The sequence below is a fragment of the Azospirillum sp. A23 genome, assembly GCF_042938965.1.
GTDB lineage: Bacteria > Pseudomonadota > Alphaproteobacteria > Azospirillales > Azospirillaceae > Azospirillum > Azospirillum melinis.
In genome coordinates this window covers 684,924-709,475 of sequence record NZ_CP170663.1, presented here as the reverse complement: position 1 = coordinate 709,475, position 24,552 = coordinate 684,924, and the positions used below count along the sequence as shown (strand labels likewise).

Below are 24,552 nucleotides of genomic sequence, written 5' to 3'. Positions count from 1 at the left end.
GAACAACCCAATTCCAAGGAGACTTCAGATGTCACGCAAGCTTGACGGCAAGATCGCCCTCGTCACCGGTGCCAACAGCGGCATCGGCCTCGCCGCGGCCAAGCGCTTCGCCGCCGAAGGCGCCACCGTCTATCTCACCGGCCGCCGCCAGACGGAACTGGAGGCCGCGGTCGCGGCAATCGTTGCGGCGGGTGGCAAGGCGACGGGAGTGCAGGCGGACTCTTCCAACCTCGCCGATCTCGACCGGCTCTATGCCCAAATCCAGAGCGAGGCCGGCCGGCTCGACGTGCTCTACGCCAATGCCGGCGGCGGTGGGATGCTGCCGTTGGGCGCCATCACCGAGGAGCAGTATGAGGACACCTTCAACCGCAATGTGAAGGGCGTGCTGTTCACCGTGCAGAAGGCGCTGCCGCTGCTCGGCAAGGGCTCTTCGGTGATCCTCGCCGGCTCGACGGCGGGCAGCATGGGCACGGCGGCTTTCAGCGTCTACAGCGCCAGCAAGGCGGCGGTGCGCAACTTCGCCCGCAGCTGGATCCTGGACCTGAAGGATCGCGGCATCCGCATCAACACGCTCAGCCCCGGTCCGGTCCGCACGCCGGGTCTGGTCGAGTTGGCCGGTCCGGACGCGGCGCAGCAGCAGGGGTTGGTCGATTATCTGGCCGCCCAGGTGCCGCTTGGCCGTGTCGGCGACCCGGACGAGATCGCCAAGGCCGCCGTCTTCCTGGCCTCCGACGACAGCAGCTTCGTCAACGGCATCGAACTGTTCGCCGACGGCGGCATGGCCCAGGTTTGACCGTGCAGCTGTGATCGTGGTCTGAGGACTCGTCGCGTCCGCTCCGTTGTCGGCCACCATGCGCCGGTTGCGGAGCGGGCCAGCCGGTCGAATCCCTTCTCCTGGCATGGGTAAGGTGTCATCCTTGGGATCAGGTTCCTCCGGGGAGGCAGATCGCATGCCACCGCTGGCAGACACAGACCCAGGCGTCTCCGCACCGCGCGACAATCCTGTCGAAGCTCCCTGGCACGCGCTGGATGCCGGCGCCGTTGCCGAACGGCTCGGCAGTCCGGCCGACGGGCTCGATAGCGCGGAGGCGGCGGCGCGTCTGGCGCGTTTCGGCCCCAACCGCCTGACACCGCCGAAGCGGCGGCCGGCCTGGATGCGGTTCGTGGCGCAGTTCCACAATCTGCTGATCTATGTGCTGCTGGCATCGGGCACGGTGGCGCTGCTGCTGCGGCACTGGACGGACGCCGGGGTGATTTTCGGCGTCGTGCTGGTTAACGCGCTGATCGGCTACATCCAGGAGGACAAGGCCGAACAGGCGCTGGAGGCCATCCGTACCCTGCTGTCGCCTCAGGCGGTGGTGATGCGCGACGGCCATGCCGTGACCCTGGCGGCGGAAACGCTGGTGCCGGGGGACCGCGTGTTCCTGGTGTCCGGCGACCGGGTGCCGGCCGACCTGCGGCTCGACCGCACCAAGGGCCTGCTGGTGCAGGAGGCGGCGCTGACCGGCGAATCCGTGCCCACCGCCAAGTCCGCCGCACCCGTTGCCGCCGATGCGGCCCTGGGCGACCGCGGCGGCATGGCCTATGCCGGGACGATGGTGGTGCAGGGGCAGGGCACCGGCATCGTGGTGGCGACCGGCGACGCGACGGAGGTCGGTCGCATCGGCCATCTTCTGGCCTCGGTCACGACGGTGGCGACGCCGCTGCTGGTGTCGATGGCGCGGTTCGGCCGCTGGCTGACCGGCGGCATCCTGCTGCTGGCGGCGGTCACCGTCCTGTTCGGCATGGCAGTGTATGGCGACCCGTGGCAGGACATGGTGCTGACCGCGGTCGGGCTGGCGGTGGCGGCGATCCCGGAAGGGCTGCCGGCGGTGATGACCATCACCATGGCGGTGGGCGTGACCCGCATGGCGCGGCGCAACGCCATCATCCGCCATCTGCCGGCGGTCGAGATGCTGGGGAGCGTCCGCACCATCTGCACCGACAAGACCGGCACGCTGACCCGCAACGAACTGCTGGTGACCGGCATCGTCACCGCCGACGCCAGCTATCGCGCCGGCGGCAGCGGCTATGCGCCGGAAGGCGAGATCGGTCGCAGCCTGGATGGAGACTGGCGGCTGGTCGATCCGGCCGGGGAACCGCTGCTGCTGGACTTGGCGCGTGCCGCCCTGCTGTGCAACGACGCCACCCTTTACCGCGATCCCGGCGGCGCGTGGCAGTTGGCCGGCGATCCAACCGACGGCGCGCTGCTGGCGCTGGCGATGAAGGCGGGGCTGGACCCGGCCGGCGAGGCGACGCGCTATCCGCGCCGCGACGCCTTACCCTTCGAATCCGAACGCCAGTACATGGCGACCTTGCATCACGACCATGCCGGCCATGGCATCCTGGTGGTGAAGGGGGCGCCGGAGCGGGTGCTGGCGCTGTGCGGGCGGGAGCGGCGCGGCGCCGGCACGGTGCCATTGGACCGGCCGCACTGGTCCGCCGTGACCGCCGAACTGGCCGGGCAGGGCCAGCGTGTCCTGGCTCTGGCGATGCGCCGCACATCGGTGAATTTGCCGGAACTGATCGCCGAGGATTTGGGGGACGAGGGGTTGGAACTGCTCGGCCTCTGCGGCCTGATCGATCCGCCGCGGGAAGAGGCGCTGGTTGCGGTCGCGGCCTGCCGGCAGGCCGGCATCACGGTGAAGATGATTACCGGCGACCATGCTGCTACCGCCGCCGCCATCGGCCGGCGCTTCGGCCTGCCGGACGGCGTCATCGGCGGGCCGGAACTGGACCGGCTGGACGAGGCCGGGTTCGCCGCGGCGGCGCAGGCCAACAGCGTCTTCGCCCGCACCACCCCGGAACACAAGCTGCGCCTGATCGCGGCGCTCCAGGCGGCGGGCGACACGGTCGCCATGACCGGCGACGGCGTCAACGACGCCCCGGCGCTGAAGCGGGCCGACATCGGCGTCGCCATGGGCCGCAACGGCACCGAGGCGGCGAAGGAGGTGGCGGCGATGGTGCTGGCCGACGACAATTTCGCCTCCATCGTCCATGCGGTGGAGGAGGGGCGCACCGTCTACGACAATCTGCGCAAGACCATCCTGTTCATGCTGCCGACCAACGGAGCGCAGGCGGTGGTGATCCTGCTGGCGGTGCTGTCGGGCAGCATCCTGCCGATCACGCCGGTGCAGATCCTGTGGGTCAACATGGTGACCGCGGTGACGCTGGGGCTGGCGCTGGCCTTCGAGGCGCCGGAACCCGGCGTCATGGCCCGCCCGCCGCGCCCGCGCGACGAGCCGATCCTGACCGGCCGGCTGGTGCGACGGATGGCGGTGGTGCTGGCCCTGCTGGTGGCCTCCAGCTTCGGCTTCTTCCACTTCCACCGCTTGCAGGGCGACGGCATCGAGGAGGCGCGGACCATCGCCGTCAACGCCCTGGTGGTGGGCGAGATCTTCTTCCTGCTCAGCGCCCGCGACCTGCATGGCCGGGCCGGGCTGCCGTCCGCCCTGGCCGGCAGCCGGCCGGTCTGGCTGTCCATCGCGGTGATGACCCTGCTGCAACTGGCCTTCACCTATGCGCCGCCCTTGCAGTCCCTGTTCGGCACGGCCCCGGTCGGCGTCACCGCCTGGGCGGCGATGGCCGCCGTCGGAGCCGCGCTGTTCGTGCTGATGGAGCTGGAAAAGCGCCTGACCGCCGCGCCTATTCGTCCTTAGCCTCGAAGCGATAGCGGAAGTCGCAATGGTCGGCGCCCTGCATGATGGTCTGCGTGCGCTCCATCTTGATGCGCGGGTCGTAGCCGGTGCAGAAGGCGGCGTCGCGGTTGCAGGACAGCAGGTGCCCGATCGAGCCCAGCCCCATCTCCCGGTACATCTCGGCGTAGCGGCAGCGTGTGACGTTGTAGTCGAAATGCGTGTCGTCCTGCCGCTTCACATCCAGCCGCAGCGCGTCGTCCTTGGTCCACAGCGGCTGAAGATCGGCGAAGCTTTTCAGGCTGGTGCCCTCCGGCTCGGTCGCGGCGAAGGATTTGGCGGCGGCCAGAGCGGCCTTGGTGATCGCCGCCCCCAGGATCTCCTGCGCGGTGGCTTCGCCCAGCCGGGCGGCCATCTCCTCATAGACCGGCTTCAGGATTTCCGCCTCGATGCGGCGGCGTTCGAGGATGCCCATGGTCTGGGTCATGACTGGCTTCCTTCCATGAGGTGGCGTCGATGGGTTTTCAATGGGCTTTCAATGGGCGTGGCCGCCGAGATAGGCCTCGGCGATGCGCGGGTCGTCCCGGAGCTGGTCGGCCGGGCCGGACAGCACGATCCGGCCGTCCTCCAGCACCGCGGCATGGTCGGCGATGCGCAAGGCGGCGCGCGCGTTCTGTTCGACCAGCAGGATCGACACCCCTTCGGCCCGGATGCGGCCGATCAGGTCGAAGATCTGCGCCACGATCTTCGGCGCCAGCCCCAGCGACGGCTCGTCGAGCAGAAGCAGGCTCGGCCGGCGCATCAGGGCGCGGGCGATGCACAGCATCTGCTGTTCGCCGCCGGACAGCGATCCGGCATTCTGGCGCAGGCGCTCGCTCAGGATCGGGAACATCGCCAGCACGCGGTCTAGTTCCCCCAGCCCTACATCGCCGCCGCCCAGCACCAGATTCTCGCGGACATTCATGTTGGAGAAAATCTGCCGCCCTTCCGGTGCCTGCGACAGGCCAAGCTGGACGATGCGGTGGGCCGGCATGTTGGCGATCGGCTGGCCGCGGAAGGTGATGGTTCCCTGTTTCGCCCGGTAGATGCCGGACACCGTGCGCATCAGCGTGGTCTTGCCGACGCCGTTGGAGCCGAGCACGGCGACAATGGCACCCTCCGGCACATCCAGGCGGACGCCGTGCAGGATCTCCTGCGGCCCCATGGCGACATGCAGGTCCGCAATCGAGAGCAGAGGCGCGGTCATTCATCCACCCCAAGATAGGCTTCGAGGACGGCGGCATCGTTGCGGATCGCGTCCGGCGTGCCGTCGGCGATCTTGCGGCCGGAGGCCAGCACCAGGATGCGCTGGCAGATGCCCATGACCAGCGTCATGTCGTGTTCGACCAGCATGATGGTCAGACCCTGTCCGTGCAGCCGCTTGATGAAGGCGGCCAGATCGCGCGTCTCGGTGTCGTTCAGTCCGGCCGCCGGCTCGTCCAGGATCAGGAAGCGCGGCCGCATGGCGAGCGCGCGGGCGATCTCCAGATATTTGCGCTGGCCGTAGGGCAGGTTGGCCGCCAGCTCCGCCGCCACATGGGTCAGGCCGACCGCCTCCAGCGCTTCCCAGGTGCGGCGGCTGATCTCGGCGGAGCGGTCGCGGCCACGCCGGTGGAGCCCGCCGAACAGCGCGCCGAACGCTCCCTGCGGCAGCGCGCCGACGGCGCCGACCGACACGTTGTCGAAGACCGACATGTTGGGGAAGACGCGCAGGTTCTGGAAAGTGCGGCTGATGCCCAGTCGCGCCACCTGATTGGGCGTCATCCCGCTGATGGTCCGGCCGGCAAAGGCGACGGTGCCGCCGGACAGCGGGGTGAAGCCGGAAATCAGGTTGAACAGCGTGGTCTTGCCGGCACCGTTCGGTCCGATCAGCCCGACCAGCTCGCCCTCGTTCACATGGGCGGTGACGTCGCCGACCGCCTGGACGCCGCCGAAGCGGCGGCTGACGTTGCGGATTTCAAGAAGATGGGTCATCGCCAGCCGATCCCTTCACCCTTGCCATTTGCCGGGCCGGTGGTCCGCCATGCCGCACCCAGCTGTTGGCGCACCAGCCGCAGGGCGGAGACCTCGCCCAGCAGGCCCTTGGGAAGCAGCAGGATGGAGAGGAACATCACCAGACCGACCATGATGTTGCGGAAGTCGCCCAGGCCGCGCAGCCCTTCCGGCAGCAGGATCAGCAGCAGGGCGCCGATGACCGCCCCCGGCAGGCTGCCCAGGCCGCCGACCACCACCATCGCCAGGATCAGGATGGATTCCGAGAATTTGAAATCGCCCGGCGAGATGTAGCCGGTCATGTGCGCCCACAGGCCGCCCGCCACCCCGGCGAAGAAGGCCGACAGGGTGAAGGCCTCCATCTTCAGCCGCACGGTGCTGACCCCCATGGCGTCGGCGCACTGGTCGTCCTCGCGGATCGAGCGCAGGGCGTTGCCGTAATAGGAATGGCTGAGCCGGCCGATGGCGATGACCGACAGCGTCACCACCGTCGCCACCGTGTAGTAGGCACCGAGGCGGCCGGACAGGCTGACCCCGAACAGCTCGAACCCCTTGGAAACGATGATGCCGTTGGGGCCCTTGGTGAAGTCCACCCAGTTCAGCATGACCAGATACAGCATCTGCCCGATGGCGAGTGTCGCCACGGCGAAATAGATGCTGACCAGCCGCATGGTCGGCAGCGCCACCAGGAAGGCGACCAGCGCCGCCACCAGACCGGACAGCGGCAGCGTGACGGTGAAGCCAAGCCCCAGCTTGGAGGTTAGCAGCGCCGCGGTGTAGGCGCCGACGCCGTAGAAGGCGGCATGCCCCAGATGCAGCAGCCCGGCCACCCCCGTCACCAGATGCATGGAGGCCGACAGCAGGACGAAGATCAGCGCCAGATTGGCGATCTGATAGAAATAGCCGCGGTCGAAACCGGCCAGCAGCGCCGGAAGCGCCGCGAAGACCAGCAGCAGGATCAACGCCGGGACCAGCAGGCCCCGGCGCCGGGTCAGGCCATCGGCAGGTGCCGCAGTCTCAAACGCGTTCACGGCGCGCTCCGAACAAGCCGTTGGGGAAGAAGATCAGCGTCAGGATCAGGAAGCCGTAGGCCACCATGTCCGACCAGCCCGACGAGACGAAGGTCGTCGCCATGCTTTCCGAAATGCCGAGGATCAGCGCGCAGATCACGGCACCGGGGATGGAGGACAGCCCGCCCATCACCATGGCGACGAAGGCCTTGATGCCGGGCGTGAAGCCCATGGCGGGGAAGACCGCGCCATAGTACAGCCCCATCAGGATGCCGGCCGCCGCCCCCATCATCGATCCGACGACGAAGGTGGTGATGATGGTGCGGTCGGTGTCGATGCCGACATACTTGGCGCCGAGCGGGTTGTTGGACACCGCGCGGATCGCCAGCCCGACACGGGTACGCGTCAGCAGATATTGCAGGCCGATCAGCATGGCGGCGGCGACGCCGAAGATGATAAAGTCGCCGGTCACCAGGATCACCGGGCCGACACGCACCGGCGTGTTGATCAGGTACTCGAAGGGGACGGAGCGCATCTGCGATCCGAAGACGATCTCCAGCGCCTCGCGCACCACGATGGACACCGCCAGCGAGGAGAGCAGGGTCGATTCCCGCATCGCCCGCGATTTCAGCGACGCCTCGTCGGTGAAGCGGCGGAACGGCTTGAAGGCGATCCGCTCCAGCGAGAAGCCCGCAAGCGCCCCGATTGCCAGCGCGCCCAGGATCACCGCCACGATGGGCGGCGCCGTTGCCGAGATCAGCACGAGCCCGGCGAAGGCACCCAGCGTGTAGATCTCGCCATGGGCGAAGTTGACGACGTTCAGCACGCCGAAGATCAGCGTGAAGCCGATTGCCATCAGCGCGTAGGTCATGCCCAGCGACAGGCCGATGGCGAGCTGCTGGAGATAATAGGGATCGAACATGCGGGCTCTGTCGCTGCGAAGGGGGCGCTGGGGATCGTTTGCCGAGGGGCGTCAGTCGGCGACCGGAACGAAGGCGCCGCCCTTGACCTCGACCTTCACCAGTTCCTTCTCGGCCTCGCGGTCGGCGCTGAAACTGGTCTTGCCGGTCACACCGGGGAAGTCCTTGGTTTGAGCCAGCGCGTCGCGCACCTTCTCGCGGGTCGGGTTGGGCGAAGCCTTCTCGACCGCCGCCAGCATGATGCGGACCGCGTCATAGGCCTGGGCCGGGAACTGGCCGGGCACCGCGCCGTCGGAGCGCTTCTTCCACTCTTCGACGAAATGCTGGACGTTCGGCGACGGGTCGGTCGGCAGGAAGTTGGAGGTCAGATGCACGCCCTCCGCCGCTCCGCCGGCCAGCTCGATCAGCTTCGGGCTGTAGGCCGCCGAGGTCGAATAGACCGGCGTCTTGATGCCCAGCTGCTGCAACTGCTTCAGGAACTGCGCGCCGTCCTCGTAGAAGAAGCCGGTGTAGATCGCGTCGGGCTTCGCACGCTCGAGCTTGCTGATCAGCGAGCGGTAGTCCTTCAGGCCGCGGTTGAAGAATTCCGAGAAGGCGACGGTGCCGCCGTTGGCCTTGACCGCGTCGGAAAAGCCGCTGACCACCGACTGGCCCCAGTCGGTCTGTTCCGCGATCACCGCGACGTTCTTGAAGCCCTTGGTCGCCATCCACTTGGCGTTGTAGGGGCCTTCCTGCGCCTGGGTGGCGATGTTGCGGAACTGGTACTTGGAGATCTTGGTGTAGTCGGGGTGCGAGGCGGTCTGCGACAGCTGCGGCATGCCGGCGTCCTTGTAGACCTGCGCCGCCGCCATCGACACGCCGGAGGTGAAGTCGCCCAGAACGCCGACGATCTCCTTGTCATCCACGAACTTGCGGGCGATGTTGGTGCCCTCCTTGGCGTCGGAGCGGCTGTCCTCGAAGACGATCTCAACCTTGAACGGCTTGCCGGCGGCGTTGAACTCGGTCAGCGCGATCTCGGCGGCCTTGCGGAAGTCCTGGCCGTACTGCGCGGTGTCGCCGGTCAGCGGCAGCTGGTAGCCGAGCTTGACCGTGTCGGCGGCGAAAGCCGAACCGGCGATTCCGGCGGCGGTGAGGGTCGTCAGCGTGAGGAGGCGGAAATTCATGGCGATGGCACCCTCTTATTGTCTGTATTTGCAGGCTTTGCGGCGACACGCGTTTATTCGGCGGCTCTGGCGCCGGGCAGGACCTTCAGCCGGCAACAGCCCTCGTCGCCCGGTTTCCAGGTTTCGCCCTTGAAAACGAACCCGGCGGCCTCGAACAGACCGCCGTCGATGGCGCCGGCCATCTTGCAGAGCAGTTCCAGATCGGCGTCGGACCGGCCCTGCGCCTGCCAGGCTTCCTTCAGCGGGCAGCGGTGGAAATGGATTTCCAGCGCCTCGCCGTCGCACCGCTTGATCTCCGGCGCGAACATGCTGTCGCGGTTGGGAATGCCGTCGAGGAAGGCATGGCACAGGCCGGTCAGGTCGTCGGGACCATGCCCGGCAAATTTCACGCCCATCGCCTCGCCGAGACGGCGGGTGGATTCCTGTCCGACCTCAAGCGCCGTTTCGGTGCCGAAACGCTCGCGCAGCACATCGAACATGTGGGCGTAGGACGCCGCGCGCATCGCGTAGGCATTGCGCAGAAGGGTGGGGTAGTCGGGGCTGTCGGACATGCTGGCAGTCTCCTCGATCAGACTTCGCGGGCGTCGTTCCAGCGGTATTGCAGGATCTTCAGCGGCCCGATGCGTTGCAGCAGGGCGTTGAAGGGCAGGGGCGTCGGTGCGGTGAAGGGCAGGGCGAGGTCGTTCGGATCCTGCCCGATGGCGGCGCGGGCCAGTTCCCGTCCCAGCGAGACCGACAGCGCCACCCCGCGCCCGTTGCAGCCGGCCCAGGCGAAGCCGTTCGGCCCCAGCCGATGGACACGGGGGAAGTAATCGGTGGTCATGGCGATGCGGCCGTTCCACACATGGTCGAAGCCGACGCTGTTCAGCGCCGGGAACATCCCGGCCAGACGGGCGCCGACGATGCGCTTCAGCCGCTCCGCCCCATTCACCGGGTTCAGCAACGCGCCGCCGGTCACCAGCCGGTTGTCGGCGGTGTAGCGCATGAAACGCAGGTCGCCATGGGTGTCCGACATCGCCTGCCGGGCCGGCAGGACGGTTTTGCGGACATTGTCGCCCAGGGGGGCGGTCGCCATCTGCCAGGACAGGACCGGCACGACCTCCGTCCGGATTTCCGGGAAGATCGCGGCGGTATAGCCGTTGGTGCCCAGCACCAGGGAGTCGGCGGTCACCATGCCCTGCGGGGTGCGGGCGACCCAGGAGTCGCCGCGGCGCTGCACCGACAGGGCGGGGGAATTGACGTAGACCGCCGCCCCGGCGGCGACCACCTTGGCGGCGAGCCCGCGCACCAGCGCCAGCGGGTTGATGTGCCCGCCGGTCCGGTTCATCCAGCCGCCGAAATAGGCGTCCGTGCCGAGAATGGCGGAGACGGCGGCGCGGTCGAGCAACTCGACGTCGGCGCCGAACTTGCCCCATTGCGTTGCCCGGCGCTCGGCGATCTTGATGCGGCCCGGCGAATGGACCGGCTGAACCCAGCCGGTCTGTTCCGCCGCGCAGTCGATGCCGAGGCGGCGCACCAGATCGAACAGGGTGGAGGCGCTGTCCCGGATCAGCCCGACCAAACGCTCCCCGCTCTCCCAACCGAAGCGGTCGATGAGGTCGGCGGGGTCGGGGCGGGTCAGCGTCGGGATGACCTGCCCATTGTTGCGGCCGGAGGCACCCCGTCCCAGTTCGGACGCTTCCAGCACCACCACGCGGCGCCCGGCCTCGGCCGCATGCAGACCGGCGGAAAGCCCGGTGAAGCCGCCGCCGATCACCAGCACGTCGGCCTGCACGCTGTCCTGCAACGCCGGCAGGGCGGGCGGCGGCGGGGCGGTGGCCTCCCACAGCGAGTCCGGACGCTGCCAGATGCCACCCCGGCCCGGAATGTCCTGCGCCTGGCCCGCCGCCTGATGTGCCCCTTGGTTCGTCACGTCGCGCCCGTCCCTGTTCGGCTGAAATCCGCTATGCCCTTATCCCCTTTTGGAGTTAGGGCCATCCGTTTCCCGCCGAACTATGGGACAATGGACACACGTACGCAATTCCCAAGATTTTTCCGCGGAAATTTTTTCATGTCATGCGTCCTGATCGGGAAATCGGGACGCATGTACATGATCTGCATCATTTCGGCAGGACGGTTTCCGCCAGCCGCACCCAATAGCTGGCGCCGATGGGCAGCACCGCATCGTTGAAATCATAGTGCGGGCTGTGCAGGTTCCGGCCCTGGTCCGACGGTCCGGCACCAACCCAGACGTAGCAGCCCGGCCGCTTTTGCAGCATGAAGGAGAAATCCTCCGCCCCCATGCTGGGCATCGGATCGAGGTCGAGCGCCTGTTCTCCGACCACGCGTGCCGCCGCCCGCCGGGCCAGTTCCGTCTCCGCGGCGCTGTTGGTGGTGGGCGGATAGCGCCGCTCGTAGCGCAGGCTGGCCTCGACTCCGAACCCGGCGGCGATGGCGGTCGCCACCTCGCCCATGCGGCGCTGCACCAGATCCTGAACCTCCGGCCGGAAGGTCCGGACGGTGCCGCGGAGAACGGCGGTGCCGGGCAGGACATTCCACGTATCGCCTGCGTGGAACTGCGTGACGCTGACGACGGCCGAATCGATAGGATGGACGCTGCGGCTGGCGATGGTCTGAAGGGCGGAGACGATCTGGCTGCCGACCATGATCGTGTCGGTCCCCATATGCGGCATGCCGGCATGGGTGCCCTTGCCGGTCAGGGTCAGCTCGAAGATGTCGTAGGCTGCCATCAGCGGGCCGGGGCGCAGCGCAATGCGGCCGACCTCGAGCCCCGGCCAGTTGTGCATGCCGAAGATTTTTTCGACGGGGAAGCGGTCGAACAGCCCTTCCTCCACCATCACCCGGCCGCCGCCCTCATTCTCCTCCGCCGGCTGGAAGATGAAGACGATGGTGCCCCGGAACAGATCGGGGTGTTCGGTCAGGTAGCGGGCGGCACCCAGCAGCATGGCGGTGTGCCCGTCATGACCGCAGGCATGCATGCGCCCCGGATTGCGCGAGCTGTGCGGAAGGTTGGTTTCCTCATGGATGTGCAGCGCGTCCATGTCGGCGCGGAAGCCGACCATCGGCCCCTCGCCATTGCGCAGGATCCCGACCAGACCGGTCTTGGCGAGGCCGCGATGAACCTCCAGCCCGAAGGAGGCCAGCTTTTCCGCCACGAAGTCGCTGGTCCGCTGCTCTTCGAAGGCGGTTTCCGGATGGGCGTGCAGATCGCGCCGCCAATCCGTCATGTCCGCGGTCAGCCCGTCGAGCCCCGTCACCATCCCGTCCATCGTCTTGTCCTTATGTTCCAGCAATTCTCTGGGGTAATCCTGCCCAAATTATACCGGATCCGAAACGGCCTATTTCGCCGGTGGGCATGCATTCCATCGCATGGCACGGGCGGGGCGTCCAGCAACGGGGGCCGGGAAGGCGCCATGGTCTCAAACATCTCTAGTGACGTTTTAAACATCATAGTATATGTTTCAGATACCGATTTGCATGTATCAGCGGGGTATGCGGTATGATCACCGCTTCGCAGCTGCGCGCCGCCCGGGCGCTTCTTGGGATCGATCAGAAGACGCTGGCCGAACTGGCCGGACTGTCCGTTCCGACCATTCAGCGCATGGAGGCGAGCGACGGCAACGTGCGCGGCGTGGTGGAGAGCCTGACCAAGGTGGTGGAGGCTCTCGACCTCGCCGGAATCGAGCTGATCGGCGACAACGCGCAGAGCGTTGCCGGCGGTCGCGGCGTCCGTCTGAAGACACCTGCACCCAGGCCCTGAAACACTGGCGCCAAACACTGGCGCCAAACCCTGACGCCCACCCCATCGACCGCGCGACGGCGACCGCCGACCTGATGCCGACGATCCCGCCGCCTTATTCCAGAAGGCCGCCGGACAGATGACAGCACCGATTTCCCATCGACCGAGCTTTGCCGAGCTGTTCACGCCGAAGCTCGTCACCATCCTGCGCGAGGGCTACGGGCTTTCGAACCTTCGCGCCGACGCCATCGCCGGATTGACGGTGGCCATCGTGGCACTTCCGCTGTCGATGGCGATTGCCATCGCGTCGGGCGCGTCGCCGGCACAGGGGCTCTATACCGCGATCTTCGGCGGTTTCGTCGTCTCCGCCCTGGGCGGCAGCCGGTTCCAGATCGGCGGGCCGGCCGGCGCCTTCATCGTGCTGGTCGCCGCCACGGTGCAGGCGCATGGCATGGACGGGCTGATCCTCGCCACCCTGCTGTCCGGCCTGATGCTGGCGGCCATCGGCCTTCTGCAACTGGGAACCTACATCAAATTCATGCCCTATCCGGTGACGGTCGGCTTCACCGCCGGCATCGCTGTGATCATCTTTGCCAGCCAGATCAAGGATCTCCTCGGCCTGACTCTGAGCGGGCCGGAACCCGGACCTCTGCTTGAAAAGCTGCCGGTGCTGTGGTCGGGCCTGCCGACGGCCGACCCGGCGTCGGTCGGGCTGGCGCTGGCGTCCGTCGGCGTTATCGTCGGGTTGAAGGCGGTGCGGCCCCACTGGCCGGGCATGCTGATCGCGGTCGCCGGCAGCGCCGTCGTGACCGCCGCCTTCGGCCTCGACGTCGCGACCATCGGCACCAAGTTCGGCGGCATCCCGTCGGGCCTGCCGATGCCGACCCTGCCGGCGATCACGCTGGAAAAGGTTCAGGCGGTTCTGCCGAGCGCCATCTCGTTCGCACTGCTCGGTTCCATCGAATCGCTGCTCTCGGCGGTGGTCGCCGACGGCATGACCGGGCGCCGCCACCGCTCCAACTGCGAACTGGTCGGGCAGGGCGTCGCCAACATCGCGTCGGGCCTGTTCGGCGGCATCTGCGTCACCGGCACCATCGCCCGCACGGCGACCAACGTGCGCGCCGGCGCCCACGGGCCGGTCGCCGGCATGCTGCACGCCGTGTTCCTGCTGGTCTTCATCCTGGTCGCAGCACCGCTCGCCAGCTTCATTCCGCTTGCCAGCCTTGCCGGCGTCCTGGCCGTCGTGTCCTGGAACATGGTGGAGAAGCCGGCCATCGCCGCGCTCCTGCGCGCCTCGCGTGGCGATGCCGCGGTGCTGCTGACCACCTTCCTGCTGACCGTCTTCACCGGCCTGACCGAAGCCATCGTCATCGGCTTCGCGCTCGGCTCGGTGCTGTTCATCCACCGCATGTCGACGATCACCGCCATCGAGAGCCAGACGCCCTTCGTTGCGGAGGACAGCGCCGACGGCGCCCTGGTCGCCCGCAAGCCCTACGATCAGGGTGCCGCCGATCCCGAGGTGGTGATCTACCGGATTTCCGGCGTGTTCTTCTTCGGGGCGGCGGCGTCCATCGGTTCGGTGCTCGACCGCATCGCCGACACCCACCGGGTTCTGATCGTCGATTTCAGCGCCGTGCCGTTTCTCGATTCGACCGCGGCCAACACGATCGAGGGGCTTGCGCACAAGGCGGCGCGGCGCGGCGTGAAGCTGATCCTGACCGGGACCAGCCACGCCTCGCGGCAGGCGCTGTTCAGCCACGGGTTGAAGCCGCCCCTGGTCAGCTATGAGCGGACCATCGACGTCGCCCTGCACAAGCTGCGGCGGGACGAGGCCCTGTCGAATGCCGGGGATGGAGCGGTGACCCACGACGCCGTGTAGCGGTGGCGGGCGATCCCGATCACCCCAGCAGCGCCACCACCTCCGCCAGCGTCGGGGCTGAGTCCGCAGCACCGGCGCGGGTGGTGGCGAGCGCCCCGCAGGCGGCGGCGAAGCGCACCGCGCCAGCCAGATCGTCGCCGCGGGCGAGCGCGAAGGCGAGCCCGCCGTTGAAGCAGTCGCCGGCCGCGACGGTGTCGACCGCCGTCACCGGGAAGGGCGGGATGAAGCCCTGCTGCCCCGGGCCGCGGAAATAGACGCCCTTGGCGCCCATCTTGACGATGGCGATGGACAGGCCGCACTCGGCCAGCCGCTCCGCCGCCACGGCGGCCTCGTCCGGGGTCGTCGGCCGCAGCCCGACCAGGGATTCGGTCTCCGTCTCGTTCGGGGTCATGGCGTCGACGGCCCGGAAGACTTCGGCGGCCAGCCCGCCATGCGGGGCCGGGGCCGGGTCCAGGATGATGCGGCCGCCGCCGGCCCGCACCGCGGTCGCCGCAGCCAGACCGGCGGCGAGCGGGATTTCCAGCTGAAGCAGCAGCACGGACGCCTCGGCGAACAGCGGGGCGGCCTGGGCCACGTCCTGTTCGCTCACCGCCATGTTGGCGCCGCCGATCACGGTGATGCAGTTCTCGCCGGAGGATTCGACGCCGATCACCGCGATCCCCGTCGGGTGGGCCGGATCGTTCGACAGGTGGCCGGTCCGCACGCCGAAGCCGGCCAACCGGCTGCGCGCCATCTCGCCGAAGGCATCGCCGCCGGTCCGGCCGACCATCTCGACCGACCCGCCCAGCCGGGCGGATGCTGCGGCCTGGTTGGCGCCCTTGCCGCCCAGTCCCATGGCATAGCCGGTGCCATGCACGGTCTCGCCGGGACGGGGAAGCCGGTCGGAATAGGCGCAGACGTCGATGTTGACGCTGCCGAAGACGATGATAGGGCGGTTTGACGTCATGAAAGCCTCGCACAGGGCCAGCCGACCGAGGCGCGGAGCACGAGGTCGGGCGGCAGGGACAACAGGTCGGGCAGGGGCCGGCCGTCTTCGAGATGGTCGATCAGCAGTTCCGCCGCGCGGGCGCCCAGCAGGCCCGCGGATTGGCGGATGGTGGACAAGGGCGGGGTGAGGTAGGCGGCCAGTTCGATGTCGTCGTACCCCAGCACCGACAGGCGGTCCGGCACGGCCAGCCCACGTTCGGCCGCGGCGCGCAGCACGCCGGCCGCCATTAGATCGTTGAAGGCGAAGACCGCCTCCGGCGGCTCCCCCCCGTCGAGCAGCGATGCCGCCGCCGCGTAACCGCCGGCAATGGTCAGGTCGGCCTCGCGCAGCAGCCCCGGCTCCAGGGTCAGGCCGGCCTTGCCCAATTCCTCGACGAGGCCGGCCAGCCGGGCGCGGGAGCGTGGATGGCGCCCCGGACCGGTGATGCAGGCGATGCGGCGGAAGCCGCGTTCCGCCAGCAGTTGGGCTGCCAGCCGTCCGCCCATCACCGAATCGTCGGTCACCGTGCAGGCGCCCGGATGCGGGTCGGTGTCGAGCAGCAGCAGCGGCAGGTCGGGCGCCCGCGCCTGCACATTGTCGAGAAAGCCGGGATCGGCGTTGCTGGTCAGCACCGCGAGCCCGTCGATCCGCCGGTTGTGCAGGGCCTCGAAGGCGCGGAGCTGCTTGTCCGGCTCATCGTCGGTGTTGCACAGGATCAGGCTGTAGCCGCGGTCGGAACTGACCGTCTCCAGCCCGTGGATCACATGGGCGAAGAAGGGGTTGGAGCTGGCGGTGACGATCATCCCGAGCGTGCGGGTGCGGTTGCCCTTCAGCGCGCGGGCGATGCCGTTCGGCGTGTAGCCCAGCCGGTCGATGGCGGCGCGCACCAGCTGTTCGGTTTCCGGCGCCACGAAGCGGGTGGCGTTGATGACGTGGGAGACGGTGCTCATCGACACGCCGGCCTCGCGGGCCACATCCCTGATCGTCACCATGCCGCCGCTCTCCTCAACACGTTCCGCCCCTGCCAGCGCAAGCCCCCTTGGCCGCGCCGGCAGAGGCGGGCCCGTGCTTTACTTCGTCACCATCTTCAACTCAACCGGCGTGAAGGCCGGGACCTTCTCGCCCTTCAGGACCTTGTCGGCGGTCTCGACACCCTTCTCGCCGATCAGGCCGGCCTGCTGGGCGACCGTCGCCGTCAGGGTGCCGGCATTGACCGCGGCGACGCCCTCGTCGGTGCCGTCGAAGCCGACCACCGGGATCTTGCGGCCGGACGCCTGGATCGCCTTGGCGGCACCCAGCGCCATCTCGTCGTTGTGGGCGAACACCACGTCGATCTTCTGCTGGGCCTGGAGGATGTTCTCCATGACGTTCAGGGCCTTGGTGCGGTCGAAGTCGGCCGGCTGGCTCGCCATCACCTTCAGGCCGCTGGCCTTGTCCACCGCCTCGTGGAAGCCCTTGCCGCGGTCGCGGGCGGCCGACGCGCCCGGCAGGCCCTGCAGCTCGACGACGGCGCCCTGGCCCTTCAGCATGTCGACCACCAGCTGGCCGGCCATCCGGCCGCCGGCGACGTTGTCCGACGCGATGTGCGACGCGACCTCGCCGCCATTTGCCGAGCGGTCGAGCGTCACCACCGGAATCTTGGCGCGGTTGGCCGAACGGACCGCCGAGCGGACGGCGTCGGAGTCGGTCGGATTCACCAGCAGAAGCTTGACCTTCTTGTTCACCACATCCTCGACATTGGCCAGTTCCTTGGCCGGGTCGTTCTGGGAATCGAGGACCAGCAGGGTGTAGCCCAGCGCCTTGGCCTTGGCTTCCGCCCCGTTCTTCAGCGTGACGAAGAACGGGTTGTTGAGGGTCGAGACGACCAGGGCGATGGTGTCGGCCGCCTGGGCGTTGGCCGAGGCGAGCAGGGCGGTGGCGGCGACGGTGGCCGCGGTCAGAAGCTTACGCATGGTTGGATTCCTTCCTCATCGTTCTTGTTCGTCTGTTTGGGCCAGGCAACGGGTCCAAAGGGGGGCCGATCCGGGGAAGCGGTCGCCTTACGGCGATTTGCGGCTGTCGGCGAGCACCGCGAGCAGGATGACCGCGCCCTTGGCGATCATCTGGTAATAGGAGGAGACATCCATCAGGTTCAGCGCGTTGTTCAGCACGCCGATGATGAGGGCGCCGACCAGCGTGCCGAAGAGGGTGCCCTTGCCGCCGGACAGGCTGGTGCCGCCGACCACGACGGCGGCGATGGCATCCAGCTCGTAACCGGCGCCGGCGGTCGGCTGCGCGCTTTCCAGCCGGGCGGTCAGGATGACGCCGGCCAGCGCCGCCAGCAGGCCCGACAGGGCGTAGATCGTCGTCTTTTCCAGATTGACGCGGATGCCGGACAGCCGCGCCACCACCTCGTTGCCGCCGACCGCATAGGTGTAGCGGCCGAAGCGGGTGCGGGTCAGGACGAGGCCGCAGACGGCGAAGACCGCCGCCGCCACGACCACCGGCACCGGAATGCCGAGCAGATAGCCGCCGCCGACGCTCCAGAACGCATCGGCCGCCGCACCGGTCCCGGTGGTGATCGGCCGCCCGTCGGTGAAGACCAGCGTGGCGCCGCGCAGCATCGTCATGGCGACCAGCGTCGCGACGAAGGGTTGCACGCCGCCGGTGCCGATCACGACGCCGTTGATGGCGCCCAGACCGGCCCCCAGCAGCAGGCTGAGCGGGATCGCCAGCCAGATCGACAGGTCCCCCGCCACCAGCCAGGCGCAGACGGCGCCGCAGAAGGCCAGCACCGAGCCGACCGACAGGTCGATGCCGCCTGACAGGATGACGTAGGTCATGCCGACCGCGATCACCGCGTTGATCGAGGTCTGCCGCAGGATGTTCAGCAGATTGTCGACGGTCATGAAGCTGGGGCTCATGACCGCGACGGCGGCCATCAGCACGATCAGGCCGACCAGCGGCTTGTTGCGGGACAGGAAGCGTTTCAGCGTGGTCATCGTCGTCTCTCTTCCTGCCCGTCAGCCGATCGCGCAGGCCATGATCTTTTCCTGGGTCGCCTCGTCGCGGCCGAAGCGGCCGGTGATCCGCCCGCCCGCCATCACGAGGATGCGGTCCGACAGGCCCAGCAGCTCCGGCATGTCCGACGACATCAGCAGGATGCACAGGCCCTTGGCCTTCAGATCGTTGATCAGGCCGTAGAATCTCGCGCCGTGCGCCGACATCGACGCCGCGCGTCGGCTCATCGAGGATCACGACCTTGGGCGACAGCATCAGCGCCTTGGCCAGCGAGATTTTCTGCTGGTTGCCGCCGGACAGCGTCCGCACCTCCGCCCCGATGCCATGCGCCTTGACGGCGAAGGCGGCCATGAAGCGGTCGACGGCCGTCCGCTCGTCGGCCTGCCGGACGACACCGCCGGGGCCGCAAAGCTGCTTGAGCGCCGCCAGCGACATGTTGGTGCGGATCGAATGGCCCTGGATCAGCCCCTCGGCCTTGCGGTCTTCGGGCACATAGGCGATGCCGGCGGCGACGCCGTCGCGGGGATGGCGCAGACGGACCTCGCTTCCATCGACGCGGACGCTGCCGGCGCGCAGCCGGCTGGCGCCGAAGATCGCCTTGCCCAGTTCGGTCCGCCCGGCGCCCATCAGCCCGGCAAATCCCAGAATCTCGCCACCGGCGGCGCTGAAGCTGACATCGTTCACGCCGTCGGCGCTCAATCCCTCCACCGTCAGCCGCTCGGCCCCGGCAGGACAGGGCAGGTAGGGGTACTGGTCGGTGATCGAGCGGCCGACCATGTGGCGGATCAGGGCCGCCTCGTCGAGATCGGCGACCGCCCCGCGATGGACCATGTGGCCGTCGCGCAGGACCGTGACGCTGTCGCACAGCGCGAAGATTTCGCCCAGCCGGTGCGAGATGTAGACGATGCCCTTGCCGTCGGCCTTCAGGCCGCGGATCACTTCGAACAGGACGGCGGTCTCGACGTCGGTCAGCGCGTCGGTCGGCTCGTCCATGACGATCAGTTCGGCGTTCAGCGACAGGGCGCGGGCGATCTCCACCATCTGCTGCTGCCCGACGCTGAGGCTTCCGACCGGACAGTCCGGGTCGATGGTCTGGCGCAGCCGCTCCAGCAGGGCCTTGGCTTCGCGCCGCATGCGGCCGCGGTCGATCAGGCCCAGCCGGTTGCGCGGCTCGCGCCCCAGCCAGATGTTGTCGGCCACCGACAAATGGGGCAGCAGGTTCAATTCCTGATGGATCATCGCGATGCCGGCGTCGATGGCCTGCCGCGGCGCGGTGAAGCGCACCGGCTGGCCGCGGAACGTCATCGCGCTGAAGCTGTCCGGCTGGACGATGCCGGTGACGATCCGCATCAGCGTCGATTTGCCGGCGCCATTCTCCCCGATCAGGGCCATGACCTCGCCGGCGCGCAGGCGGAAATCCACCCCGTCCAGCACCGTCACGCCGTTGAAGCCTTTGCCGACCCCCTGGAGGTCGAGCAGGAATCCGGATCGGGAATCCATCACGCCCTCTGCGCTCAGAAGGTTACGCCGGAATAGAGAAGGATGTTGGCGTAGGGGCTGCACTCGCCCGTGCGCACGACAGCGGCGGAGGACACGGTCAGCCGCTTGAACTCCTCATGGGGGACTTCCTCCACCGCGATCTGCCGGCCCTGCGCCGCGGCCATGCGGTCCAGCCGGACGGACAGCTGGGCGCGCAGCGACGGATTGGCAATCGTCATCTCGGCCGCGATCACCACGCGTTCCACCATCATCTCGTCCGCCACCGCATCGAGGATGTCGAGGAAGGACGGCAGGCCTGGCGTCACCGCGAGGTCGATCCGCTCCGGTCCGGCCGGAATCGGCAGCCCGGCATCGGCGATGACCAACGCCTGCGTATGGCCAAGCGAGGCAATCGCATGGCTGAGCGGGGCATTGAGAAGGCCAATCCGTTTCATCGCAAAGCGGCTCCAACTGGGCGGGACAGGCCGAAGCTAGCGCCATCGAAACGTTTGCGCAAACGTTTGCGTTGCTGCGCCGCACCAATTCCGCGCGCTTTCGCCATCGGCGCGATGCCGCGCCGTCGGTCCGGGGGAATAAGAAATGCCGGGCTTCAGTGACTTATGCGCAGGGCTAGGCTGCGCTTGTCCGGCCGCCGCTCAGACGGCGTAGGTGCCGTCGAACAGGTCGCCGAGGGCGAAGCGGGTGAGAGCCCGCAGTCGCGCCACCCGTCGATGTTCCTCGCGACCGGTCACGAGGTGGCAGCGACGGCAGAGCCGGTGACTGACCTCAGCGGCCATCCTTGCCGCTGCCGACTGACGGTAGAGACCGACAACGGCACGCGAGTGACGCAGACGGGCGTAGTCGACGACATCCGGCCAGGACGCCTGGTCACCGTTGTCGTCGATCCATTCGTTGTCGGGCGATAACCAACGGCCGTCGGGCAGGCAACGAAGCATCTGCCCATGTGGCCGGCCGCAATGGTCACAGCGGAGATCGATGGACGGGCTGGAGGTGTCAGCGCTGTTGGCCATGGGATCGAAGACCGTGGATGGCGGGACCGGGCTTGATTCTAGCGAAGGTTCGGGCCCGTGGGAATCCCCTCCGTGCTTGCCCCCTCCGTGCTTACCGGCGTGTCCTTGATCGGAACCTCTGTCTGGAACACCCGCTTGTCGAAATCGTCGATCAGCACCTCAAGATGCAACGACCACTGCCCAGCAAGCGGCAGCGTCGTGTCGTCGGCGCCGAAGAAGCCGGGGCCGAAGCTCGTCAGGGCATGCCGCAGCGGAGCCACACCCGCCGAAGGAAGCTCCCAATTCATCGTCACCTCACGGGCGGCAACCGGTTTGCCGTCCTCGTTCTGAAGGTGAAGCCGGACGCCGTTGCGCCCGGGACTGGCCGGGCCGACGTCGATGAGGGCGATGAGCCCGCCTTTCACCGCGACGGCGGAAAAGCCGGCCGGCGGCTTCTCCTCGCTTGCATGGAGGGCGCGTGGCGGGGGCGTCAGGGCGAAGGCCGCCGTCAGCAGCAGGGCGGTGCCTGCCGCCGCCATCTCCAGGCCGATGCTCCGCCGCAGGGACCTGACGGCGCGGCCACCATTCCGGTCGCCACTTCGGTCCAGGGCAGGGGTCAGGACTTGCCGGTTCCATGCCGCCAGCCCGAGCAGCAGCAGGACCGCCAGCATCTTGCCCAGCCATACCCAGCCATAGCCGCTGGACAGGACAGCCTGGACGGACTGGAGTTGGATCGCGGACAGAACCATGCCGGCTCCGGCCAGAATGGCCACGGCACCGATGGCGATCCGCGAGAAGCGGCGGGTCAGCCTTGCGGCCTCGGCCGGGGATTCCAGGCGCAGTGCCATGGACAACGGCCAGAAGGCGCCGACCCAGAAGGCCGCCATCAGTCCGTGCAGGCCGACGAGCGGCGCGCTCAGCCAGCGGGGAGGAGCCGTAGCGGCGTGACCGGTGGCGGCCAGCGAGGCGGCTCCCAGCAATGACCCCGCCATCAGCAGCGCCGGCCCCATCGCGGAACGGGCCTCGATGGTCAAGCCGCAAGCCGAGCAGAGCAGGGCCAGCAGAGCGATGCCGGCGCTGAGGCCGACGCTGCTCCCCGCCCCGGTGCTCCAGGGGGCCCCTGTCGCCAGGGCGGCAAGCGGCTGGCCGGCCAGAGTCACCCCGGTCACTCCCACCAGCAACACCGCCGACAGGCCGGCCATCAGCAGCATCACACAGAGAGCAGGCTTCAGGCGGTCATTGAGCGGTGCCCAGCGCCCGGTCACCAGCACCAGGAACAGGCCGCCCCCGGTCCCCGCCAGCAGTGCGGCATAGTGCATCGCCCGCAGCAGCAGCCCGGCGAAGGCGGCAGCCCGGGACGGATCGTCCACCGGAGGCGTGCCGGTCGTCGGTGCCGGCGTCACACCGATCCCGAATGTGAAAGAGCCTGCGACGGGATGGCCATCCGCGGAGGTGACGCGATAGCTGGCGACGTACAGGCCCCTCGGCAGATCCGGCGGCAGGGCGAGGCGGACGCGGTTGTTCTCCGCCAGCGCACCCTGTGGATCGGCTATGTCCCGCCCCTGGCCATCGAGGAGTTGGATGCGAACCGGAGTGACGGGCTCATTGAACTCCAGCGACAGGGCTGCCGGCGCGGCGTCGAGACTGGCGCCGTCGGCCGGCATTGACTCCATCAGGACGGCATGGGCCCAGCCGGTCCGCGGCAGGGCAGCGAGAAGCAGCACGGCGAAAAAGAGGACGGACAGACCCGTAAGCCTGCGACGCGGGCTGGGACGCATGAGGATGCCTCGCTATCGGGAAGGGCGAGGGCCGGAAAAGATGTGGCCAAGGGAGATGCGGCCAAGGGGCCGCATGCCGTTCAGCCATCGCGGCAGCCGGCATGCAGCCCGATCTTCCGGCCGGTGCCGGGGCGCCGTCAGTGCTGCTTGGGTTCGCTCAGCTTGAGGCCCGGTGCCGGCTCCCGATAATCGTCCGCCGGTTTGCCGGCTTCGGGGATCTCGATCCAGCGGTGGACGCCTTTCTCGCACTCCTGCACCACCGGGATGTAAAGCATGGTACCGGCGGGCTGTTTGGGCAGCACGACCTGAAAGACGAACTCGTCGTACCACGCGTCGGGCAGGCTGCCGCCGGTCCAGGCGATTTCGGTGACACCCTGGGTGATGCTGCGGCCGTGCGACTCATAAGGCTGGGCGTAGGGGCCTTCCTTGGTCGCCAGGGTCCAGCCCGGCTTCGGCATCGGCTTGGCCAGCACCGCCCCGTCGGGCAGGCGGACGCGGATGGCGGTGGTCGGCGAGCCGTCGCAGCCGTGGCCGACCTTGAGCACCGCCTTGTAATAGCTGCCGGCCGGCGCTTCGCGGGTTTCCAGCGTGACATGCGCGGCGGCGCTGCCGGCGGACAGGGCAAGGCAAAGGGTCCCGGCGGCGAGCGCCAGGGAAATGATGCGGGTCATGGTGCGCTCCTGAACGGAATGATAATCCGGTGATGACGGGGGAACAGGCCGTCACATCGGCGGAGCGCGTGGATTGAGACAGGTCAGGAAATGGTCGTCCGGGCGAATGCCGGCGGCAACCGGTGCGACAACCGGCATGCGATGGACGGCCTGCGGCCGGACGACCGCGGAACCGGGGAGCAGGCCATGGGTGCCGAGCGCAAGGCAGAAGGCGCAGAGGCTGTCATGATCCATGACGGGATGGCTGGAACCGTCATGGCCTCCGCCACCATAGTCTCCGCCAGCCAACCCTTCGCTGTCCTGTGCATCGGACGGGGTGGTGCCGCAATGGTCGGCCGCCGTCGGGGCGGTCAGGAACCCGGCGGGCAATCCCGCCTGCGCCCGTGCCGCCATGGCCAGATCGGGAACCGCCACCTGGATCAGCAGAGCCAGGACGGCAAGCCAGCCAACCAGGGCGCGGCGCAGTCCGACCGTGCCGGCGGGAGCGCCGGTGCGGAGGGTGGCATGCGGGTTGCGCGCGGTCTGGCGGCGGGCCATACGGGGGAGCCGGCTGTTGCGGAAAGCCGCAACCAACCTTCACGCGCAGCCGGGTCCAGTCAAGCCATTCGGCGGTGGCGGGACGATTTGACCACCCTCCCCGATGGTGTGCGGGCGGTCGCCGGCAGCTCGTGCCCTGAGTTGTGCTGTCTCCGCCTGATCTCGCGCCACTCGCGAAACGCAACTCGCACAATCAGCTTATCCCATTGTCGCATTCCGCTTCTTCCTGGCCTGTGCTCAGATCGGGCGTGCCTTGAGCAACCCAAGGGAGGAAAAAACCATGAAACGGAACAGCCTGATCCCCATTCTGCTTCTGTGTGCAGGATCGTTCGTCACGACAGCGCAGGCCCAGACGGCGCAGACGCTGAAGTTCTGGAACCTGACCACCGAAACCATCACCGAGTTGAAACTTGCCGAACCCGGCACGAACAAGTGGGGCAAGAACCAGACGCTGAACGACAAGGACAAGACGGTCGAGGCCGATGAGCGGCTGAAGCTCAGCGACGTCAAGCCGGGAACCTGGGATGTCAGAATGAAGGACAAGAAGGGACGCACCTGCGTCCTGCGCAATGTTGCCCTGTCGGGGACCGAGGCCTATGCCTTCTCGATCAGCGAAGACGATGTGAAGAAATGCGCCCGCAAATGATCGTCTGCCATCCCTGACCTGCGGACAGCACCGGGAAGATGCCGGACC

23 protein-coding genes and 1 pseudogene are annotated in these 24,552 nt (G+C 68.3%); 5 read left to right on the top strand and 19 right to left on the bottom strand.

Annotated elements, in window-relative coordinates:
* Positions 1–28 precede the first annotated feature (28 nt).
* Positions 29–793, top strand: a complete 765-nt coding sequence (locus tag ABNQ40_RS03015) for an SDR family NAD(P)-dependent oxidoreductase (RefSeq protein WP_109050969.1) — start codon at positions 29–31, stop codon at positions 791–793.
* A gap of 157 nt (positions 794–950) precedes the next feature.
* Positions 951–3,698, top strand: a complete 2,748-nt coding sequence (locus tag ABNQ40_RS03010) for an HAD-IC family P-type ATPase (protein ID WP_109050968.1) — start codon at positions 951–953, stop codon at positions 3,696–3,698.
* On the opposite strand, the gene ABNQ40_RS03005 is transcribed toward ABNQ40_RS03010, so the two are convergent.
* The 9 genes from ABNQ40_RS03005 to ABNQ40_RS02965 all read right to left on the bottom strand — a co-directional run bounded on the left by ABNQ40_RS03005 (position 3,685) and on the right by ABNQ40_RS02965 (position 12,058).
* On the bottom strand, positions 3,685–4,161 hold the full coding sequence (locus ABNQ40_RS03005) for an L-2-amino-thiazoline-4-carboxylic acid hydrolase (protein ID WP_109050967.1): 477 nt from the start codon (positions 4,159–4,161) through the stop codon (positions 3,685–3,687). The genes ABNQ40_RS03010 and ABNQ40_RS03005 overlap by 14 nt on opposite strands.
* A gap of 48 nt (positions 4,162–4,209) precedes the next feature.
* Positions 4,210–4,920 (bottom strand): ABC transporter ATP-binding protein, encoded by a 711-nt coding sequence (locus ABNQ40_RS03000; RefSeq protein WP_109050966.1) that lies wholly within the window; start codon positions 4,918–4,920, stop codon positions 4,210–4,212.
* A complete protein-coding gene (locus ABNQ40_RS02995; protein ID WP_109050965.1) occupies positions 4,917–5,687 on the bottom strand; it encodes an ABC transporter ATP-binding protein in 771 nt (256 codons plus the stop codon). Before ABNQ40_RS02995 ends, ABNQ40_RS03000 begins: the two co-directional genes overlap by 4 nt.
* The gene (locus ABNQ40_RS02990) at positions 5,684–6,736 is read right to left on the bottom strand and encodes a branched-chain amino acid ABC transporter permease (RefSeq protein ID WP_199235374.1); all 1,053 of its coding nucleotides are present in this window, start codon (positions 6,734–6,736) and stop codon (positions 5,684–5,686) included. The genes ABNQ40_RS02995 and ABNQ40_RS02990 overlap by 4 nt, the downstream gene beginning before the upstream one ends.
* The gene (locus ABNQ40_RS02985) at positions 6,723–7,637 is read right to left on the bottom strand and encodes a branched-chain amino acid ABC transporter permease (RefSeq protein ID WP_098736474.1); all 915 of its coding nucleotides are present in this window, start codon (positions 7,635–7,637) and stop codon (positions 6,723–6,725) included. The genes ABNQ40_RS02990 and ABNQ40_RS02985 overlap by 14 nt, the downstream gene beginning before the upstream one ends.
* A gap of 51 nt (positions 7,638–7,688) precedes the next feature.
* On the bottom strand, positions 7,689–8,798 hold the full coding sequence (locus ABNQ40_RS02980; protein ID WP_109050964.1) for an ABC transporter substrate-binding protein: 1,110 nt from the start codon (positions 8,796–8,798) through the stop codon (positions 7,689–7,691).
* 53 nt (positions 8,799–8,851) lie between these two features.
* A complete protein-coding gene (locus ABNQ40_RS02975) occupies positions 8,852–9,349 on the bottom strand; it encodes an L-2-amino-thiazoline-4-carboxylic acid hydrolase (protein WP_109050963.1) in 498 nt (165 codons plus the stop codon).
* 17 nt (positions 9,350–9,366) lie between these two features.
* A complete protein-coding gene (locus tag ABNQ40_RS02970; RefSeq protein WP_109491072.1) occupies positions 9,367–10,665 on the bottom strand; it encodes an FAD-binding oxidoreductase in 1,299 nt (432 codons plus the stop codon).
* Between the two features lie 232 nt (positions 10,666–10,897).
* A complete protein-coding gene (locus ABNQ40_RS02965) occupies positions 10,898–12,058 on the bottom strand; it encodes a M20 aminoacylase family protein (protein WP_391345717.1) in 1,161 nt (386 codons plus the stop codon).
* Positions 12,059–12,297: 239 nt separating this feature from the next.
* Between ABNQ40_RS02965 and ABNQ40_RS02960 the strand changes: the two genes are divergently transcribed.
* Together ABNQ40_RS02960 and ABNQ40_RS02955 are read left to right on the top strand one after the other, a co-directional pair.
* Positions 12,298–12,558, top strand: coding sequence for a helix-turn-helix domain-containing protein (locus tag ABNQ40_RS02960; protein WP_109050962.1), 261 nt, complete (start codon positions 12,298–12,300; stop codon positions 12,556–12,558).
* Between the two features lie 118 nt (positions 12,559–12,676).
* Positions 12,677–14,416, top strand: a complete 1,740-nt coding sequence (locus tag ABNQ40_RS02955) for a SulP family inorganic anion transporter (protein ID WP_109050961.1) — start codon at positions 12,677–12,679, stop codon at positions 14,414–14,416.
* A 19-nt stretch (positions 14,417–14,435) separates the two neighbouring features.
* On the opposite strand, the gene rbsK is transcribed toward ABNQ40_RS02955, so the two are convergent.
* From rbsK to ABNQ40_RS02905, 10 genes and pseudogenes are all read right to left on the bottom strand, one after another.
* Positions 14,436–15,362, bottom strand: coding sequence for a ribokinase (gene rbsK, locus ABNQ40_RS02950; protein ID WP_109050960.1), 927 nt, complete (start codon positions 15,360–15,362; stop codon positions 14,436–14,438).
* Positions 15,359–16,375, bottom strand: a complete 1,017-nt coding sequence (locus tag ABNQ40_RS02945) for a LacI family DNA-binding transcriptional regulator (protein ID WP_109050959.1) — start codon at positions 16,373–16,375, stop codon at positions 15,359–15,361. The genes rbsK and ABNQ40_RS02945 overlap by 4 nt, the downstream gene beginning before the upstream one ends.
* Before the next feature lie 78 nt (positions 16,376–16,453).
* Positions 16,454–17,335, bottom strand: coding sequence for a ribose ABC transporter substrate-binding protein RbsB (rbsB, locus tag ABNQ40_RS02940; RefSeq protein ID WP_109050958.1), 882 nt, complete (start codon positions 17,333–17,335; stop codon positions 16,454–16,456).
* 87 nt (positions 17,336–17,422) lie between these two features.
* Positions 17,423–18,364, bottom strand: coding sequence for a ribose ABC transporter permease (rbsC, locus tag ABNQ40_RS02935; protein WP_098736466.1), 942 nt, complete (start codon positions 18,362–18,364; stop codon positions 17,423–17,425).
* A 21-nt stretch (positions 18,365–18,385) separates the two neighbouring features.
* A pseudogene (locus ABNQ40_RS02930) lies at positions 18,386–19,883 on the bottom strand (sugar ABC transporter ATP-binding protein).
* Positions 19,884–19,897: 14 nt separating this feature from the next.
* Positions 19,898–20,317 (bottom strand): D-ribose pyranase, encoded by a 420-nt coding sequence (gene rbsD, locus ABNQ40_RS02925; protein ID WP_109050956.1) that lies wholly within the window; start codon positions 20,315–20,317, stop codon positions 19,898–19,900.
* 201 nt (positions 20,318–20,518) lie between these two features.
* Entirely contained in the window at positions 20,519–20,893 is a 375-nt protein-coding gene (locus tag ABNQ40_RS02920; protein WP_109050955.1) for a hypothetical protein, read from the bottom strand.
* Positions 20,894–20,931: 38 nt separating this feature from the next.
* Positions 20,932–22,650 carry a copper resistance CopC/CopD family protein gene (locus ABNQ40_RS02915; protein WP_109050954.1) on the bottom strand — a complete coding sequence of 573 codons (1,719 nt, stop codon included), beginning with the start codon at positions 22,648–22,650 and terminating at the stop codon, positions 20,932–20,934.
* Positions 22,651–22,787: 137 nt separating this feature from the next.
* A complete protein-coding gene (locus tag ABNQ40_RS02910) occupies positions 22,788–23,321 on the bottom strand; it encodes a YcnI family protein (protein WP_109050953.1) in 534 nt (177 codons plus the stop codon).
* Between the two features lie 51 nt (positions 23,322–23,372).
* Positions 23,373–23,858, bottom strand: a complete 486-nt coding sequence (locus ABNQ40_RS02905; protein WP_109050952.1) for a DUF2946 family protein — start codon at positions 23,856–23,858, stop codon at positions 23,373–23,375.
* A gap of 280 nt (positions 23,859–24,138) precedes the next feature.
* Here ABNQ40_RS02905 and ABNQ40_RS02900 point away from each other — a divergent pair, with 280 nt between their 5' ends.
* Positions 24,139–24,504, top strand: coding sequence for a hypothetical protein (locus ABNQ40_RS02900; protein WP_109050951.1), 366 nt, complete (start codon positions 24,139–24,141; stop codon positions 24,502–24,504).
* Positions 24,505–24,552 lie beyond the last annotated feature (48 nt).